12 protein-coding genes are annotated in these 17594 nt (G+C 60.7%); 3 read left to right on the forward strand and 9 right to left on the reverse strand.

The window, feature by feature from the left end; translation table 11 throughout:
• Window positions 1–126: 126 nt before the first annotated feature.
• A complete protein-coding gene (locus tag AZH53_RS00435; RefSeq protein WP_319641586.1) occupies window positions 127–1902 on the forward strand; it encodes an SLC13 family permease in 1776 nt (591 codons plus the stop codon).
• A 224-nt stretch (window positions 1903–2126) separates the two neighbouring features.
• On the opposite strand, the gene dnaJ is transcribed toward AZH53_RS00435, so the two are convergent.
• The 5 genes from dnaJ to AZH53_RS00460 all read right to left on the reverse strand — a co-directional run bounded on the left by dnaJ (window position 2127) and on the right by AZH53_RS00460 (window position 6589).
• Entirely contained in the window at window positions 2127–3188 is a 1062-nt protein-coding gene (gene dnaJ, locus AZH53_RS00440; RefSeq protein WP_319641587.1) for a molecular chaperone DnaJ, read from the reverse strand.
• A 17-nt stretch (window positions 3189–3205) separates the two neighbouring features.
• The gene (gene dnaK / locus AZH53_RS00445) at window positions 3206–5071 is read right to left on the reverse strand and encodes a molecular chaperone DnaK (protein WP_319641588.1); all 1866 of its coding nucleotides are present in this window, start codon (window positions 5069–5071) and stop codon (window positions 3206–3208) included.
• The gene (locus AZH53_RS00450) at window positions 5043–5591 is read right to left on the reverse strand and encodes a nucleotide exchange factor GrpE (protein WP_319641589.1); all 549 of its coding nucleotides are present in this window, start codon (window positions 5589–5591) and stop codon (window positions 5043–5045) included. Before AZH53_RS00450 ends, dnaK begins: the two co-directional genes overlap by 29 nt.
• A gap of 242 nt (window positions 5592–5833) precedes the next feature.
• Window positions 5834–5992, reverse strand: coding sequence for a hypothetical protein (locus AZH53_RS00455; protein ID WP_319641590.1), 159 nt, complete (start codon window positions 5990–5992; stop codon window positions 5834–5836).
• Window positions 5993–6043: 51 nt separating this feature from the next.
• Entirely contained in the window at window positions 6044–6589 is a 546-nt protein-coding gene (locus tag AZH53_RS00460; protein ID WP_319641591.1) for a GNAT family N-acetyltransferase, read from the reverse strand.
• A 228-nt stretch (window positions 6590–6817) separates the two neighbouring features.
• On the opposite strand from AZH53_RS00460, the gene AZH53_RS00465 reads away from it, so the two are divergent.
• A complete protein-coding gene (locus tag AZH53_RS00465; RefSeq protein ID WP_319641592.1) occupies window positions 6818–7513 on the forward strand; it encodes a class I SAM-dependent methyltransferase in 696 nt (231 codons plus the stop codon).
• 125 nt (window positions 7514–7638) lie between these two features.
• On the opposite strand, the gene AZH53_RS00470 is transcribed toward AZH53_RS00465, so the two are convergent.
• The 4 genes from AZH53_RS00470 to AZH53_RS00485 form a co-directional block, all read right to left on the reverse strand.
• A complete protein-coding gene (locus tag AZH53_RS00470) occupies window positions 7639–7797 on the reverse strand; it encodes a hypothetical protein (RefSeq protein WP_319641593.1) in 159 nt (52 codons plus the stop codon).
• 52 nt (window positions 7798–7849) lie between these two features.
• Entirely contained in the window at window positions 7850–8815 is a 966-nt protein-coding gene (locus tag AZH53_RS00475) for a prenyltransferase (protein ID WP_319641594.1), read from the reverse strand.
• The gene (locus tag AZH53_RS00480) at window positions 8769–10433 is read right to left on the reverse strand and encodes an ABC1 kinase family protein (protein WP_319641595.1); all 1665 of its coding nucleotides are present in this window, start codon (window positions 10431–10433) and stop codon (window positions 8769–8771) included. Before AZH53_RS00480 ends, AZH53_RS00475 begins: the two co-directional genes overlap by 47 nt.
• A gap of 208 nt (window positions 10434–10641) precedes the next feature.
• On the reverse strand, window positions 10642–14436 hold the full coding sequence (locus AZH53_RS00485) for a PEGA domain-containing protein (protein WP_319641596.1): 3795 nt from the start codon (window positions 14434–14436) through the stop codon (window positions 10642–10644).
• 450 nt (window positions 14437–14886) lie between these two features.
• On the opposite strand from AZH53_RS00485, the gene AZH53_RS00490 reads away from it, so the two are divergent.
• Window positions 14887–17559 carry a UPF0182 family membrane protein gene (locus tag AZH53_RS00490; protein ID WP_319641597.1) on the forward strand — a complete coding sequence of 891 codons (2673 nt, stop codon included), beginning with the start codon at window positions 14887–14889 and terminating at the stop codon, window positions 17557–17559.
• The last annotated feature ends 35 nt before the right edge of the window (window positions 17560–17594 follow it).

Below are 17594 nucleotides of genomic sequence, written 5' to 3' on the forward strand. Positions count from 1 at the left end.
TGGAAGCGAAAATCAGGTTTTGCACTGACGGACAGAGGTCCGACCGTGGATGGTCATCATGCGAACCACTGGGGAAGGTATTTCTTTTCTCCACCCTCCTCTGTATTTTAGGAATATCTGGTCGCGATGTTCGATATGGCAATCGTCTTTGGGACGCTCCTCCTTGCGCTGATTCTCTTTGCGACCGGCAAGGTCCGCTACGACATCGTCGCGGTAATTGCGCTTCTTATTGTCACAATCACGGGCATCATCGATCCGGTGGATGCCTTTCTTGGATTTGGCCACCCGGCGGTGGTGACCGTTGCCGCCGTCCTGATCCTCAGCAGGGGACTCCAGAACTCGGGGCTGATCGATATGCTGACCCGGTGGGTTGCGCGGATCGGGGACGGACGAGTGCGCCAGGTCTTCTCGCTTACGGGTATCGTTGCAGTCCTCTCTGCCTTCATGAACAATGTCGGGGCGCTGGCTCTTATGATGCCCGTCGCCATCAGGACGGCCAGAAAGAGCGGACGGGCTCCCTCCTACCTCCTGATGCCGATCGCATTCGGTTCACTGCTCGGTGGGATGACCACCCTCATCGGTACCCCGCCGAATATCATCATCGCCACCTATCGTGCCCAGAACGGCGGGGAACCATTCATGATCTTCGACTTTACCTATGTGGGGGCCGGGGTTGCCATATGCGGGATTCTCTTTATCGCCTTCCTGGGGTGGAGGCTGATCCCGTCCCGCAAGAGCCCTGCATCCAGTGAAGAGCTCTTTGCCATCAGGGATTACCTGACCGAGGTCAGGGTCCCGGAAGGTTCGAAACTTGCAGGGAGGATGATCTACGATATCGGGGCCGCCACCGAGGCCGAGGTGGTGGTGGTGGGGCTGATACGAAATGGCAGAAATATCGTCGCTCCGTCTGTCTACGAGACGATCCGGGAAAAGGACATCCTGGTCATCAGGGCGGATTCGGGCGACCTTCAGACCCTCCTTGATGCCACACGCCTCGAACTGGCGGGAAAGGAGGAGATCACGGAGGAGATGATCGGCTCCGATACAATCGGGATCATCGAGGCGATCATAAAACCGGACTCCCCAATCCTGAACCGCACCGCGTATACCGCAAATCTCCGCTGGCTTCACGGCCTCAATCTCCTTGCGGTCGCACGGGAAGGGGGGCGTATCCAGAGCCGGCTGAAGCAGATAAGGTTCCAGCCGGGCGACATCCTCCTTCTCCAGGGGAAGAAGGACGACGTTCAGGCAGCCCTGCCGAATATCGGGTGCCTTCCCCTTGCCGAGCGGGGCATCCGGATCGGGGGGCCGAAACAGGCACTGCTCGCCGTCGCCATTTTCGGCTCGGCCCTCGCCGTCTCCGCGCTCGGCCTCCTGCCGGTCCAGATTACCTTCACTGCGGCGGTCGTCCTGATGATTCTGACCTCGATCGTCTCCCTTCGTGACGCGTATGACAGCGTGGAATGGCCGATCATTATTCTCCTCGGCGCGATGATCCCGGTCGGGCAGGCGCTTGAGGTGAGCGGCGGAGCGGCTCTCATCGCCGGGAGCATCGTGACCGCTGCATCCACCTTCCCGCCGGAGGCAACGCTCGTCCTGCTGCTGATCATCACCATGTTCCTCTCGGACCTCGTGAACAATGCCGCGTCCACGGTGCTGATGGCACCGATTGCCATGGGGATCGCGGTCGATCTCGGGGCCTCCATCGACCCGTTTCTTATGGCCGTTGCCATCGGAGCGTCCTGCGCCTTTCTGACCCCCATCGGGCACCAGTCGAATACCCTCGTCATGGGGCCGGGGGGCTACCGCTTCACCGATTACTGGAGGATGGGGCTGGTGCTCGAGGTGATCATCGTCATTGTCGCTATCCCGCTCCTTCTCCATTTCTGGCCGATGTACTGATCTTGAAATATGTCTTCATCGCCGTCATGATCCATATGGGCATGAAGATCATGGGGATCTTCACCTGTTTGGTCCTCCCTCTCCAAACCGCCATTCCCTCTTTTTTTTGAATCGGTGCAAAAGGCTGCGACTGCGGGGATGGCAGGACAAGGGCGGCGGCGAACAACCCGTCCCGGTCTTCAGGGCGGATCATACCCTGCGGTGCGACAGCGGTGCATCAGCTGTCAGGCAAGGGAGGGGAAGGCCTCACGAACCATCTCCCTCTGTTTTTCGGTCAGGTGCTTTGGAATCGTCACAACGACCTTTACCAAAAGGTCGCCCCTGCTCTTCGAGCCGATATGCGGCATCCCCTGTCCCCGCAGCCGAAAGAGCGTATGGCTCTGGGTCCCCGCCGGGATGGTCAGCCGTGCGGTGCCGGTGAGGGTCGCAACCGTGATCTCTCCGCCGAGAAGGGCGGTGCGAAGCCCCACCTCCGCCGTGCTGTGGAGGTCGGCGCCGTGCCGCTCGAAGGACGGATGCGGGTGCACATGGACGACGACGTAGAGGTCGCCCGGCGGGCCCGTATCCATGCCGGGTTCGCCCTCGCCTGCGATGCGCAGAAATTGTCCGTCGCCGACACCGCTGGGGATGGAGACCTCGATGTGGCGTGTTTTTCGTATCGTCCCCCGTCCCCCGCAGGTCTCGCACGGCTTTCCGATGATCGTTCCCCGACCGCCGCAGTCCGGGCACGGACGGATCATCACCACCTGCTGCTGACCGCTCTGCTGCACCTGGCGGACCTCACCGGTGCCATGGCATGTGGGGCAGTCCCGCATAAACCCCGGCTGCCCGCCGGTGCCGTGGCAGGTCGTGCATTCGTAGTCATGGGGGACATCCACGGTTGTTTTGATGCCGGAGAACGCGTCCATCAAAGAGATTGCGATATCATACCTGAGATCCGCCCCCGCACGGCTGCGGGGCCGTCCGGTCCTGCCGGAAAAAACATTGAATATGTCCCCCAGCCCGAAGTCGCGGAAGAGGTCGTCATACCGGGGGGGTGTATACCCGGCAAAGTCCTCCGGCGAGAAGGCCGCATGCCCGGCCTGGTCGTACTCGGTCCTTTTCTGCGGGTCGCCGAGCACCTGGTAGGCTTCATTGACCTCCTTGAATCTGGCTTCCGCTTCCTTGCTGCCTTTGTTGAGGTCCGGGTGGTATTTGCGGGCGAGCTGCCGGAATGCCTTTTTAATCTCATCCTGCGACGCATCGCGCCCGACGCCGAGGGTCTCGTAGTAGTCTCTTTTGTCCATCCGTCGGTAAAAAGGAATTATTTCTCGTCATGGACCTCGAAATCGGCATCGACGACGTCCTCGCCGCCCTTCCCTTCCCCTCTCTCCCCGCTGCCGGTATACCCCGGCTGCGGGCCCGCCGCCTGCTGCCCGGCCGTCTGCTGGTAGACGGCGCTGCCCGCCTCACTCAGGGCGGTCCTGAGACGGTCGGTCTCGCTTCGGATCGTGTCCATGTCATTCTCCGCGAGGGCCGCCTTCACGGCTGCTATCGCCGTGTTCACCTTGTCCGTCTGCTCGGTGGTGAGTTTCCCGGCAAGTTCGGCAATGGTCTTTTCCGCCGTATAGACAAGGGAATCGGCGTTGTTGCGGACCTCGACCTCCTCTTTTCGCCGCCGGTCCTCCTCTTCGTATTCCTCCGCCTCATGCACCATCTTCTCGACATCGGACTCCGCAAGCTTCGTCGAGGCGGTGATCGTCATCTTCTGCTCCTTCCCTGTCCCGAGGTCTTTGGCGGAGACATTGAGGATGCCGGACGAGTCGATATCAAAGGTCACCTCAATCTGGGGGACACCCCGCGGGGCGGGAGGGATGCCGACGAGATTGAACTGGCCGAGGCTGACATTGTCCGCCGCCATCGGCCGTTCGCCCTGAAGCACATGCACCGTAACGGAGGTCTGGAGGTCTGCCGCGGTGGTGAAGATCTGGCTCTTTTTGGTGGGGATGGTGGTGTTTCGTTCGATGAGCTGGGTCCGCACCCCCCCGAGCGTCTCGATGCCGAGGGTGAGCGGGGTGACGTCGAGGAGCACCATGTCGGTGATCTCGCCTGCGAGGATGCCGCCCTGAATGGCGGCGCCGATTGCAACACACTCCATCGGGTCGATGCCGCGTTCCGCCTTTCTTCCGATATGGTCTTCGATGAATTTCTGGACGACCGGCATCCGGGTCGGACCCCCGACGAGGATGACCTTCTCGATATCGTCCCTGGTCAGTCCGGCATCCTTGAGCGCCTGTTCGAACGGGGTGATGCAGCGTTTGATCGTCGGTTCGACGAGCTGTTCGAGCTTTGCCCGGGAGAGCTTCATCGAGAGATGTTTTGGCCCTTCCTGGGTGGCGGAGACATAGGGCAGGTTGATCTCGGTCTCGAGCACGGTCGAGAGTTCGATCTTCGCCTTCTCCGCCGCCTCCCTGACCCGGTTAACCGCCATCTTATCCTTGCGGATATCGATGCCCTCCTGTTTCTGGTACTCGGCGGCGATCCATTCGAAGACGGCGTCATCCATATCCGTTCCGCCGAGATGGGTGTCGCCGGCCGTTGCAAGCACCGTGAACGTCCCGCCACCGAACTCCATGATTGTCACATCCAGCGTGCCGCCGCCCAAATCGAAGACGAGGATCTTGTACTCCCCGCCCCGGTCGAGCCCGTAGGCCATCGATGCGGCGGTGGGTTCGTTGACGAGCCGGACGACATCGAGACCGGCGATCTTCCCGGCATCCTTCGTTGCCGTCCTCTGGTTGTCATTGAAGTAGGCCGGGACCGTGATCACGGCCTTCGTCACCGTCTCACCCAGAAACGCCTCCGCATCCCGTTTGATCTTTTTGAGGAGAAACGCCGAGATCTGCTGCGGCGTATAGTCCTTGCCGCGAATATGGTAGACATGGCTCGTGCCGATCTTTCGTTTTGCCGCCGTGACCGTCCCTTCGGGGTTGCTCACCGCCTGCCGCCGTGCCGGTTCTCCCACGAGGAGCTGGCCGTCGGCCGCAAATGCGATATACGAGGGAAACATCTTCCCTGCGACCGTCGCCCCCTCCGCCGAGGGGATGATGGTGGGTTTGCCGCCCATCATCACCGCCGCCTCGCTGTTCGATGTTCCCAGATCAATTCCGATTATCTTCTCTTTGCCCATTCTCCTCACCTTCTTCTCCGGATGTCTTCTCCGCGACCATCACCTTCGATGGCCGGATCACTTTTGATTTCAGGCGGTAGCCCTTCCCGATCTCGCCGACGATGGTGCCGGGCTCTTCGGCACAGTGCTCTTTGCAGAGGACCTCATGGAGGGCGGGGTCGGCCTTCTTTCCCATGCAAACGATTGGTTCGAGCCCGTATGCCGCGAGGATCTTCACCATCTTCCGGTAGACCATGCCGACCCCTTCCCGGTTCTCTTCGTCCTTTAGTGACGGGAGCGCCTGCTCGAAATCGTCGAGTATGACGAGGAGATCGGTGATCAGGCGCTCGTTTGCACGGGACGCCATCGCCCCCTTCTCCTTTTCAGACCATTTCCGGTAGTTGTCGAACTCTGCCTGAAGGTACTTGAGCTGTTCCAGCCGCTCCTCTGCAAGATGCGTCATCTCAGCAAGCTCGGTTTTCAGCCGTTCTCTCTCGTCGGCCGGTTCGGTCCCTGCCGCCGTGCCGGGTTCTGCCGCCATTATGGAGTGCTTACCTCTTCAGGAGGTATTTAAGGTTTGTTGCGGAGAGGCCATCCACATGCCGGGGAAGGGCTCCTTGATATACTGCAAGTAGCCATTGACCACTGTCCCCTCGTTGACATCGACGAAAATGGTGATTATTCAAATATCGGCATTAAGGGATCAAAAGCTGATGCTTGGGATGAAGACCATCCGGGCGGATCGAACCCGCCCTGCCGGTTGCATCGAAAGTGCGGGAAGGTTCAGCCCCCGACCATCGTCGTTTCACATTTCGGGCATCTCATGCTCCAGCAGGGCACCGCCGGGCTCTTGTCGGCCTTGTAGCCGCACTGGGGGCAGATGCACTTCGAAGGTGGGTTGCCCCGCCGCTGCTGGCCTGCCCCATGATGAGTATCGGGCATATCGTTTACCGCCCGAGTATAGGGCCGATGAAAGATAAGTATTTGCGGGAATCAGCCGTCGAGGAGATACGACAACGTTCCTTCCTCGATGCCTTCGCCCTCTTCCTTCGTGCCGGCGTAGATGAAACCGGTTTTTTCCAGCACCCGGATAGATGAGGGAAGGTCGGGCGAGGTGGTGGCCTGGATGCGGACGACCCCCGGGAGCTCAAAGATGACGGGAAGAAGGGCCCCGACGGCCTCCGTCGCGTACCCCCTGCCCTGAAAGGCGTCCAGAACGGAATAGCCGATGCCGACGGTGCCGGGCTCTCCCCGAATAGCAGTGATGCCTCCGCTCCCGATGAGGGTGCGCTCCCCTGTGTCGGCGCCCCGCAGTATCCAGTACCAGAAGGCAAAATGGGGGTCGGATGGTTCCTCCGCCATTTGGCAGAAGGCTTTGCGGACGGTCTCGTCGAGGAGAGTGGGGGGCCATTTCGTGGGGACGTCTGCGTGGAGAAGACGGCGAAGGGCGTCGTGTCCATTGAGATCCGCCGCCAGCATTGCATGGGTGGCGGGAATCAGTTCCAGACGGTCCGTGGTGATGGATAATAAGGTGTCCATAACTCGTCCTGTGTCATCCAATGGGTTGGGGCGCAGAAGCGATTGAACCTTCCTTTCAGAGACGCGCCGCTATCCGTGACCCCCCGCAGGGAGAGAGTAAAAAAATTCGGGGGGTGGATAGGTTCACCACACATGCCTCCTCCTGGTACATCGAATCATTCTTCTTTTCAGGGATTGTTTAATTGAACTATTCTAAACGGAGCTTCGCCATAGAGGGGGCGTTCGTGCATGTATCAGGAGGCAATCATCGAAATGGCAGAGAAGGGAACGCACCCGGACCGGAAGGGCGGCAAAAAAGGCGCCGGCAACATGGATGAGATAGCAAAGACGATCTTCGCACCGATCTACCCGGTCATCGCCCGGAATATCGTCGATCGATTCGGGATTGTAAGCGGGGTCTGCGTCGATATCGGGAGCGGGCCTGCATCCCTTGCGATCGCCATCGCGGGACTCACGGACCTTGCGGTCATCGCCCTCGACTACTCGGACGAGATGCACGAGGCCGCCCGGCGCAATATCGCCGATGCAGGACTCGCCGATCGCATCGAGCTCCTCTGCGGCGACGTGCACGCGATCCCGCTCCCCGATGACTCTGCCGACCTCATCATCAGCCGCGGCTCGATGTTCTTCTGGGACGACATCCACACTGCCTTCAGGGAAATCTACCGGATCCTGAAGCCCGGCGGGAAGACCTGCATCGGCGGCGGGTTTGGAAATGCGGAGCTCTTTGCCTCGGTCTCCGCCGCGATGATCAAAAAATTCCCCGAGTGGGAGGAGAAGAACAAGCGGCACATGTCCCCCGAGAACGTGGCGCGGTACCGTACGATGCTCGAGGAGATCGGTGTTCCGCACTACGAGATCATCGTGGGCGACGGGGGGTTCTGGATTGTCATCTCCAAATCTGCGGCCGGACGACTCCCCTGATGATGCAGGCTGTTGCGATTACCTGGTGATGCATGGCCGGTATGGCGCAGGCTGATGGAAGGTGATACGCCTCTCTGCTGTTAACTGCAATATCGCTGGCTGAAGCGGGAAAAGTCCTTCCTGTCCTATTCTCCCATCAGCGGCACGCCGCACTTCGGGCACTTCATGCTCCGGCAGGGGACGCCGGGGGTCTTCTCCGCCGTGTGTCCGCACTGGGGGCAGACGCACTTCGTCGGCGGGTTGCCGCGGCGCTGCCGCCCCCTGCCGTAGGGTATGTCGGTCATGTACGCGGCAATATCCCGGTTCTGGATGATAAGAGTATGGACGCTCACAATGCTATGGAATGCCGTTTCCCGTCAGATACGACCAGATGAGCACGGCGGTGATGATCGTGATGCAGAGGACGAGGGCTGCGACCGTCCGTGCCGCCGACCGCCTCCCCGCCGTCCGCGACCCGTCGCACTCCCGCCACCCCACGGCCGCGACGCCGAGGACGGGAAGCGAGGAGACCGCCGGGAGGATGCCCGCCGACGGAGTGGTGGCAAGGACGAAGAGGAGGGTCGCCGTCCCCGCCGCGGCAAGGATCAGGGTGGCGGAGCGTCGCCGACCCAACCGCACCACGGCCGTTTTTTTGCCGTGTGCCCGGTCGCATTCGCAGTCGGGGAGTTCGACGGCGAGGATGAAGACCACGCCGAGGGAAGTGAGGGGGAGGGCGAACGGCAGGAAGGCTGCATCGAGCGTACCTGTTGCGATGAGATACCCCATCCCCGGCATCAGAATGCCGAATGCGGCGGCGGTCGCCCCCTCCCCGAGGCCGCGGGCGGCAAGGCGAACCGGCGGGGCGGAGTAGGCCCAGCCGATGACGTTGCCGGCGACGACCCATGCCCAGAGGAGGGGCGACCACCCATACCGTCCACTGTACAGGATGAGAAGGAGAATTGAAGCGGCGGTGAGGAGGACGGCGCAGGCGAGCGCCGCCGGGGCGAGATGGCCCTTTCGCTGCAGGACGCCGCTTCCCCCCGAGACGGGGCTTTCCTCCGGGCAGTCGGAGAAGCGGTCGTAGTACTCGTTGCTGTAGGAGAGCGCGAGGTGGGCGCACCCGAAAACCGCGTAGCCGAGCACGAGTTGTCCTGCCGGTGGCCACCCGGCGTGGAGGGCTCCCGCCGCCGCCCCAAGGAGAAAGAGAATGGCGCCTGCCAAAAGAAAGGGGAACCTCCCGAGGGCGATGATGTCGCGGAGTGTGCCCGCGAGGAGCTCACTTCTCTTCGCGTGCGTGGTGGCGGAGGACGGTATAGACGGCATAGATTCCGATGATCACGGCGACGATGTAGCCGATGAGCGTAAGGTCGACGATCGTGGTGCAGGCGGCGGTGTCGAACGGGAGGCCCGCGGCGAGGATGATGAGGGAGGAGCCGATGACAAGCGAGGAGATGACGAGGCCGATGAGGAGCATCGAGGATGCATACTTCATCGCAAGCGCCATCTCGCGGGTGCTCGTGTCCTTCAGTTCGATGGCGAAGTCGCCGCCCGCAAGCCGGTGGAGGGCCCGGTTGAGCGTGAGAGGAAAGTCGCGGACGCTCGCCGCCACATCGGAGGCGTGGCGGGCGGCCCGGTGGATGTCGCCTCTCTGGTAGAGGCGGGGGGTGGCAAGCCCGGCCAGAAACGGGGAGACGCTCCGGGTGAAATTGAACGACGCGTCGAGCCGTTCGGCCACGGAGAGCATCATCACGATCACCTTGATGACGAGCATCATCGTCGTCGGGACGGTGAGGCGGTACTTGCGCAGGATCTCCGGGATCTGCGTGAGCACGAGGGCCATGTCGAACTGGTTCGCCTCGACGTTGCGGTACTGCTGGAAGACCGCATAGGTGTCGTCCATGAAGGCGTCCGCATCGACGTCGGTGATCGCCACCCCGAGGCGCCGGTAGCACGCGGCAACCTCCTCGATGTCGTCGTCGGCGATCGCAAGCAGAAGGCGGGTATAGGTCTCGCGGCGCTGGGGGCGCAGGACGCCCACCATCCCGAAGTCGAGGAAGACCACCCTGCCGTCCGGGCCGACCAGCAGGTTGCCGGGGTGCGGGTCGGCGTGAAAGAACCCGTCCTCGAAGATCTGTTTGATGTACGCCGTGAAGACCGCCGTGCAGATGGCACGGGTGTCGTGGTGCAGGGCCCGGAGGGCATCGACGTCATCGATGCGCACCCCCTCGCGGTACTCCATCGTGAGCACCTCGTGGGTCGTCGTCTCCCAGTAGATGCGGGGGACGACGACGCCGTCCACGGTTCTCATATTCCGGCGGAGCTGGTCGGCGTTCTTCCCGTCGAGGATGAAGTCGATCTCGCTTCTGATTTGCCGGGCGAATTCGCCAACGAGTCCGGTCGGGTTGTAGACCCGCAGGTGGGGGTACCGCTCCTCGATGCGGCGGGCGAGGTTTTCGAGGATGACGAGGTCGTTTTCGATCGTCTCCGCGATCCCCGGCCGGCGGACCTTGACGGCGACCCGCCTGCCGCCGGCGAGCGTCGCCAGATGAACCTGCGAGAGCGACGCCGCTGCAACGGGCTCCTCATCAAAGACGACCTCCGCTTCATCAAGGGGCCCGAACGCCTCCTCGAGGGCGGGACGGATCTCCGAAAACGGGACGGGGGGGACGTCGTCGGTGAGCGTTTTGAGTTCGGCGACGAGCCCCGGCGGGAGGAGGTCGCTTCTCGTGCTCAGGATCTGGCCGAATTTGATGAAGACCGGGCCCAACTCGACGATCGCCTCGCGGATGGAGACATAGGTCGCCGCATGCTCCGTGTCGGGATGTTTCTTCAGCTTCTCCAGCGGTGCCGATCCTGGATAGATCTCATTGACCACGACGCCGAACCCGTGCCGAACGAGGATCTGCACCATCTCACGATACCGCCGGAGAAGCCGCACCATGGGTAAGGGAATGGTGCCGGTATATTAATAGGTTGTCGCCGCTCGGGGAAAGGGAACTGTTGGAACATTCGTTACGCTGTAAGTCTCGTTTGAATGGTGAGAATATGGGGAGAAACGGGTGAACTGCGCCGTTTGGCCTGTGGCCAACGCGGTTTCACGCAAGAGCGTGTTTCAAAAAAAAAGTGGGTGATGCAAATCGACTGCCGGTTCAGCGCCGCTTCCAGAGGAGGGCGAAGGCGCCGAGGGCAATCAGGGGGATGCAGCCGAGCGGTGCCGACCGGGTCGGTCCGGGTGCAGGGGTGGTGTCGGCCGCTGCGGTTGTCTCCGTCAGGCCGGGTGCGGTGGTGTCGGGGACCACGGTGGGTTGGGTCGTCGAGACTGTCGTTGCGGAAGCATCACCGGCGAAGAGACCGTAGATGCTGAAGTGGGTGATCTCTGCGGTGATCGTGCGGGTCGCCGTGTTCACCGTTGCCGGGAGTTCGACCCAAACGCCGGTCTTTTCGTCATAGAACCGGATGTTCAGTTCGTCTGCGTCAAGGTCGTCCCATTCGTCGGCGGGGATGGCAAACGTGAGCAGGATCGACGGTGCGAAGGTGGCACCGGTGGGCGTGCACCGGTAGGCATGGCCGGCGAAGGTGAAGGCGCTGTTCAGGTTGTCGGGCAGTTCTGATGCATTGATCGCCACGATGGCGATCTCCCCGACGGAGGTGCCGTCCGCATTGTGCGCAACGACGCCCTGTGCAAGCGTGAGCGTGGCAAGACCGTCATCGGCATGGATGAGGGTCTTCTTGAGAACCTTGCCCTCGAAGGAGGTGAGGATCGTGCCCGTGCCGCCGTCATAGACGAACGGGGTGGTGCTGCTGCCGCTGCCGGAGCCGTGGCGCACCGGGGTCGGCGTAGGGGTGGGTGCGGGGTTGGTGACGGTGATGAGACCTGTCTTCGTCTCGGTGTCGTTGACCGCTCCGAGGCCGGCCGTGAGGGTGACACTGTAGGTCCCCGCAGTGGTGTAGGCATGCGACGGGTTCTGCTCCGTTGCAGTGGCACCGTCGCCGAAGTCCCATGCCCAGGTGTCCGGGGCACCGAGCGAGGTGTCATTGAACTGGACGGTCATGCCGGTAAGCCCTTCCAGCGGTGTTGCGGTGAAGTTTGCGAGCATCGCAACGGTGATTCCGGTCGTTGCCGAGTCGGTGCCGCCCGGCGAGGTCACGAAGAGCGTTGCCGTGTAGGCACCGGCGGTATCGTACGTGTGTGAGGGGTTCTTCAGGGCCGAATTGGTCGTGTTGAACCATGTGTCATCGCCGAACGACCAGTTCCAGCAGGCGATCTCGACGCCGGTGGATGCATCGGTGAAGTTGACGGTCAGGTTCGCAGGGCCGGATACCTGGTCGACGGTGAAATCCGCAACCGGCGGGAGCGGTGTGAGGGTGAAGGCCGCCTCCGTGGTCGTGCCGTTGGTGATGGTCACGTCCTGGACGACGGGGGCTGCATACCCGGTCTTTGCGATGGTGACGTTGTGGGGCCCTGCAATGACGTTGGTGAGGGTGGTATTGGTCTGCCGGGTGGTGTTGGCCCCGTCGAGCCATATCCATGCATCAGCGGGGGTGGAGTTGACCGAGAGGTTGCCGTACTCGTGTGCGAGAAGGAAATCCTGCGTGAGCGAGCACCCGTCGGTGATCGTCACCGTGCTGTTGGCCGGGGTGACGTAGTAGTCGAGGCGGACGGTCACGTTGTGGTCGCCGATCGGCAGGGTGAATTCGTGTTCGGTTGTCTGCGTGGTATTTGCGCCGTCAATCCAGACCCATGCGTCCGATGGGGTGGAGGTGACGGTGACGTTGCCGGTGAGCAGTTCGAGGGAGAAGTCCGCCGTGGTCGTCGTGGCGTTGGTCACCGTGACGGTCCGGTTTGCCGGGACCTGATAATCGGTCTTCGTCACCGTGACATTGTACTCGCCGACGAGCATATCGGTGAGGGTGAAGGGAGTCGTCCGGGTGATATTCATCCCGTCGAGCCATATCCACGCGCCTGCCGGGTCGGAGGTGACGGTGATATTACCCATCTCGGGTGTCAGGGCAAAGGTCATCTCCGCCGTCGTGCCGTTGGTGACGGTGACATCCTGGGGAATTGGGGTGATGTAATCGGTCATCCGGACGGTCACGTTGTGGGGGCCCGCCTCGACATTGAGAAGGGTGCTGTTGGTCTGTCGGGTCGTGTTTGCCCCGTCGAGCCATATCCATGCGTCCGAGGGAGTGGAGTTGACGGAGATGTTGCCGTACTCGTGTGCGAGGGTGAACTCTTCTGCAAGCGTACAGCCGTCGGTGATGGTGACGGTCCTGTTTGCGGGGGTGACGTAGTAGTCGAGCCGGACGGAGACGTTGTGATCGCCAATGGGGAGGGAGAATTCATGCCCTGTCTGTTCGGTGGTGTTCGCGCCGTCGATCCAGACCCATGCGCCGGTCGGAACGGAGGTGACGGTCACATTGCCGGTGAGCGGTGCAAGAGTGAAGTCCACCGTTGTCGTGGTGGCGTTGGTGATGGTGACCGTCTCGTTCAGGGGGATTTCGTATCCCTCTTTCTGGACCGTGACGTTGCGGGTTCCCACCAGCATATTTGGAATGGTAAAGGGGGTCTGCTGGGAGATGTTTCCTCCCTCGATCCAGATCCATGCCCCAGCCGGGTCGGAGGTGACGGTCAGGTTGCCCGTCTGCGGCGTCAGTGCAAAGGACACCGGTGTGGTATTGCCCTCCGTCACCGCGACGTTCTGGGCCGCAGGGGTGACGAACCCGTCCTTTTGTACCGTGACCGCATAGGTCCCGACGGGAAGGTTCGTGAGCGTGGTATTGGTCACCTCTCCGCGGGGCGTACCGTCAAGGACGATCGTCGCGCCCGAGGGAACGGAGGTGACGTTCAGGTTGCCGACGGGGCTTCCGTAGGCGTAGAGGAGGTCGATTGAGAGTCCAAACCAGTTATCAAGATTATCATAACTGATACCAGGGTTGCCGTTGGAATCGGTGGCAAGGGATACTGTCCCGACCCCATAATCAGGCGTGGCGATGGTCGCAAGCTCCCATCCTGTTCCGTTGTATGAGGCGAACCGTACTGTGTCGCTGTGTCGCGAATAAGCGATAACGGGGTCGCCACCGGCATCAAAGTCAAGCGAGGTGGAACCGTAGCTGGAGCTTGATTCTTCGACGGTGTCGAATTGCCAGACACTCCCGTCATAGCTGGCATACCTAACCGATTTTAGTGTCGAGGAATAGACATAACTTATACAGGGATGGTCGCTGCCATCGAATGCAAGGGAATTCCAGGAACCGACACTTGCAACAGACGTTACGGTCTCATTCGACCACGTTCCGGCATCGCAGGATGCATATTTCAGGTTCCCGTGTGAGCCTGAATCATAGTAGCTGATTGCCGGAGTATCCATGCCGTCGAAGGCCATCGAGGTCTTAGCAACGCCGTCACACGTGGCGTCAACGGTGACATTTTGCCATTCATCGCCGCTCTTCTCCGCATATTTCAGGGAACCGGCGGATGAATTCACGTAACTGATACCGATAATACCGGTCGTGTCGATGGCAAGCGAGGAGAATGAGCCGACATCGCCGGTGGCGTCGACAGTGGTGTTGTGCCACGAGGCACCGTCGTACCAGGCACATTTCAGGGCCGTGTTCCCTTGGTCATAGTAACTGATCACAGGATTGTCACTGCCATCGAAGGCAAGTGAGGTATACATCCCTGCAACGCCGGTGTTGTCAACCGTTTCTTTATTCCACGTGGTCCCGTCGTAATATGCATATATCAGGGCCGTGTTTTCATCATCGTAGTAGCTGATGCCGGGATGGTTGCCGGAATCATAAGCGAGTGCATTGAACTGGCCGGCACTGCCGACATCATTTATGGTCTGTGTCTGCCACACCAGGTCGGCCGCAACCGGCATGACGAGTGCCATCGCTGCGATAACCAGGATGGCACCGAGTAGTTGTGGGGATATTTTCTGCATGTGTCCTCCGATAAAAATCAATAGATAAAATTTTTTGTCCGAATTGCGATAATATTTGCCATTTAAAATGAACAAATTCGAATTTTAATGCACAAAAATGTTCATTCATTTTAAATTGGAAATTATTCTTAAAAAGCATCCATAAATGGAGGTATTTGTTCTGGTGTTGACGATTGCCATCCTTTGGGGACGGGGTTTGGGGGCGGATGCTTTTGCCTGGGATGCTGTCCTTTCCTGCGGGAAGTGATGGGGACTCTTCCGGGGCCGTTCGCCGCCTCTTCTTCCTCTTCTCCTTTTCCACCTCACCTCCCCCCACTCTGCATCAGAGCCCCACCTTTTCTCTTCCTCCTTCCCGTATCCCATCGTCACGTTTCTCCCCCGTGCTCACCCCTCTCCCAACAACCCTTTTGTATCATGACCGCCCCCATTGCCTTACATTGATGTGATCCCATGAATCTCCCTCGAACCATCCTCGTCACCCTTGCCGTCGCCCTTGCACTCGTGCTGGTCGTCTTCGGCATCCTCGGCAACTGGTACTGGTTTCTCACCGTCGGGTACGAAGAGATCTACTACTCGATCCTTGTGACGAGGGTCGTGCTCTTTGTTGCAGGCTTTCTGGTCTTCTTCGGCTTTGCCTACCTGAATATCCGGTATGCATATCGCAAGGCCGCCCGCCTGCGGGGCGAGAAGCCGGACGCCATCCCTGCCGCCGGATTCTTTGCGGGGGTCGCCGCAATATTTGCGGGCCTATCGGTCGCCGGCGCGTGGGAGACGGTTCTCAAATATCTCAATCAGACGCCGTTCGGGTTCACCGACCCGATCTTCGGCCTGGACATCGGCTTCTACGTCTTTGCGCTTCCGCTCTACGGTCTCGTCCTCAACTTCCTTGTCATCCTCTTCATCGTGACCATCATCCTCTGCGCCCTGCCGTACCTCTCCGGCGGTATCGGCGTCCGCATCTCCGGCGGGGCACGTCCGACGGTCGTTGTCGAGGAGGGTGCCACCACTTCGCTGCGTGATTCCCTGCGGGGCTATGTTCCGCAGCTGAGTTTCCTTCTCTTCCTCACCTTCCTCACCATCGCGGCACGTCTCTGGCTCGCCCGGTACAATGTCCTCTTCTCCACCGGCGGGGCGGTGATCGGGGCCGGATACACGGATGTCCACGTAACACTTCCCGTGCTTGCCATCCTGACGGTGGTAGCGGTTGTCATCGGCGTCGGGTTTCTGGTGAACGAGAAGTTCAAACAGCTGAAGGTGATCACGTACGGTGTTGCGGCGTTCTTTGCCATCGCCTTCGTCGGCATCGTCGCGGGTGCCGTCATGCAGGGGCTCATCGTGGAACCAGACGAACTGACACTCGAGGAGCCGTACCTCGACCACAACATCAAATTCACGCTTGCCGCCTACGACCTCGATTCCGCCGAGGAGGAGGTCTTCCCGGTCTCGTACAACCTCACCCGCCGCGACATCCTCGAGAACAATGCAACGATAGAAAATATCCGTTTGTGGGACTGGCGCCCGCTGAAGACCACCTATGAACAGCTCCAGCTCTTTCGGACCTATTACCACTTCAACGACGTGGATGTGGACCGGTACACCTTCGACGACACCTACCAGGAAGTGCTGATATCAGCCCGTGAGATGAACATCGACGGCCTCCCCTCGCAGGCCCGGACGTGGGTGAACCGCCACCTCGTCTACACCCACGGGTTTGGGGCGGTGATGAACCCGGTCGACGAGGTGACGGCCGAAGGGCTCCCGGTTTTCTACATGAAGGACATTCCGCCTGTCTCACCGTATCTCACCCTTGATGAGTCCCGGATCTACTACGGCGAGGATACCGGCAACTATGTCGTGACGATGACCACCACCGACGAATTCGACTACCCGGCCGGTGATCGCAATGTCTACCAGAACTATGGCGGCCGGGGCGGGGTCGCTCTGGACGGATTTGTCAAGCGGCTCATCTACGCCCTCAAATTCGGCTCGGTCGAGATCCTCGTCTCGGGATCGCTGACCGACGAGAGCAGGATCCTCTTCTACCGGAGCATAGGGGAGCGGGCCCGGACGGTCGCCCCGTTCCTCTCCTACGACTCCGACCCCTACCTCGTCGTGGCGGACGGAAGGCTCTACTGGATTATTGATGCCTACACCACCGCCGAACGTTTCCCCTATTCCGAGCCGGTCCGGGTTCCGTCGCTCGAGGGCAAACGGCTCAACTACATCAGAAACAGTGTGAAAGTGGTCATCGATGCTTATAACGGCAACATCGACTATTATGTCATCGAACCGGAAGACCCGCTCATCCGGACCTACGGCGAGATGTTCCCCGGCCTTCTGAAGGATTTTGACGAGATGCCCGCCTCCCTGCAGTCCCATGTCCGCTACCCCCAGGGACTCTTCGAGGTCCAGGCATACCTGTATGCGACCTACCATATGAAGGACCCGCGGGTCTTCTACAACCGCGAGGACGCCTGGGTGATCCCCGATGAGATCTACCGGGGTTCCCGGCAGCAGATGGAGCCCTACTACGTGATCATGAAGCTGCCCGGCGAGGCGTCCGAGGAGTTCATTTTGATGCTCCCGTTCACCCCGAGAAACAAGGAGAACATGATCGGGTGGATGGCGGCCCGCTCCGACGGGGAGAACTATGGATCGCTCATCGTCTACCAGTTCTCCAAACAGGAGCTGACCTACGGCCCGATGCAGATCGAGGCGCGTATCGACCAGGACACGGAGATCTCACAGGATATCACCCTCTGGTCGCAGTCGGGCTCCTCCGTCCTGCGGGGCAACACGCTTGTGATTCCCATAGAGGACTCGATCATCTACGTCGAACCGCTCTACCTCGAGGCGACCGAGCGGGGGACGCTTCCGCAGCTCCAGCGGGTGATCGTCGCCTACAATGACCGCCTGACGATGGAGGAGACCCTTGCGGAGGCGCTCGCCGTGATCTTCGAGGACGGCACGGATGGCGTCGTCCCGCCTATCGACGAGACGGACCGGGAGAAGCTCCTGCGCATCGCCGACCTCTATGATAAGGCCAACCGTGCCCTTGCCGAGGGCGACCTGGGGCTCTACCAGGAGTATGTGGACGAGATTGGACGAATCGTGGAGTCCTGAGAGGTCCGGGAGAAACCGGTTCTTCTATCCTTCCC

The sequence above is a fragment of the Methanovulcanius yangii genome (assembly GCF_018687785.1).
Taxonomy (GTDB): Archaea; Halobacteriota; Methanomicrobia; order Methanomicrobiales; family Methanomicrobiaceae; genus Methanovulcanius; species Methanovulcanius yangii.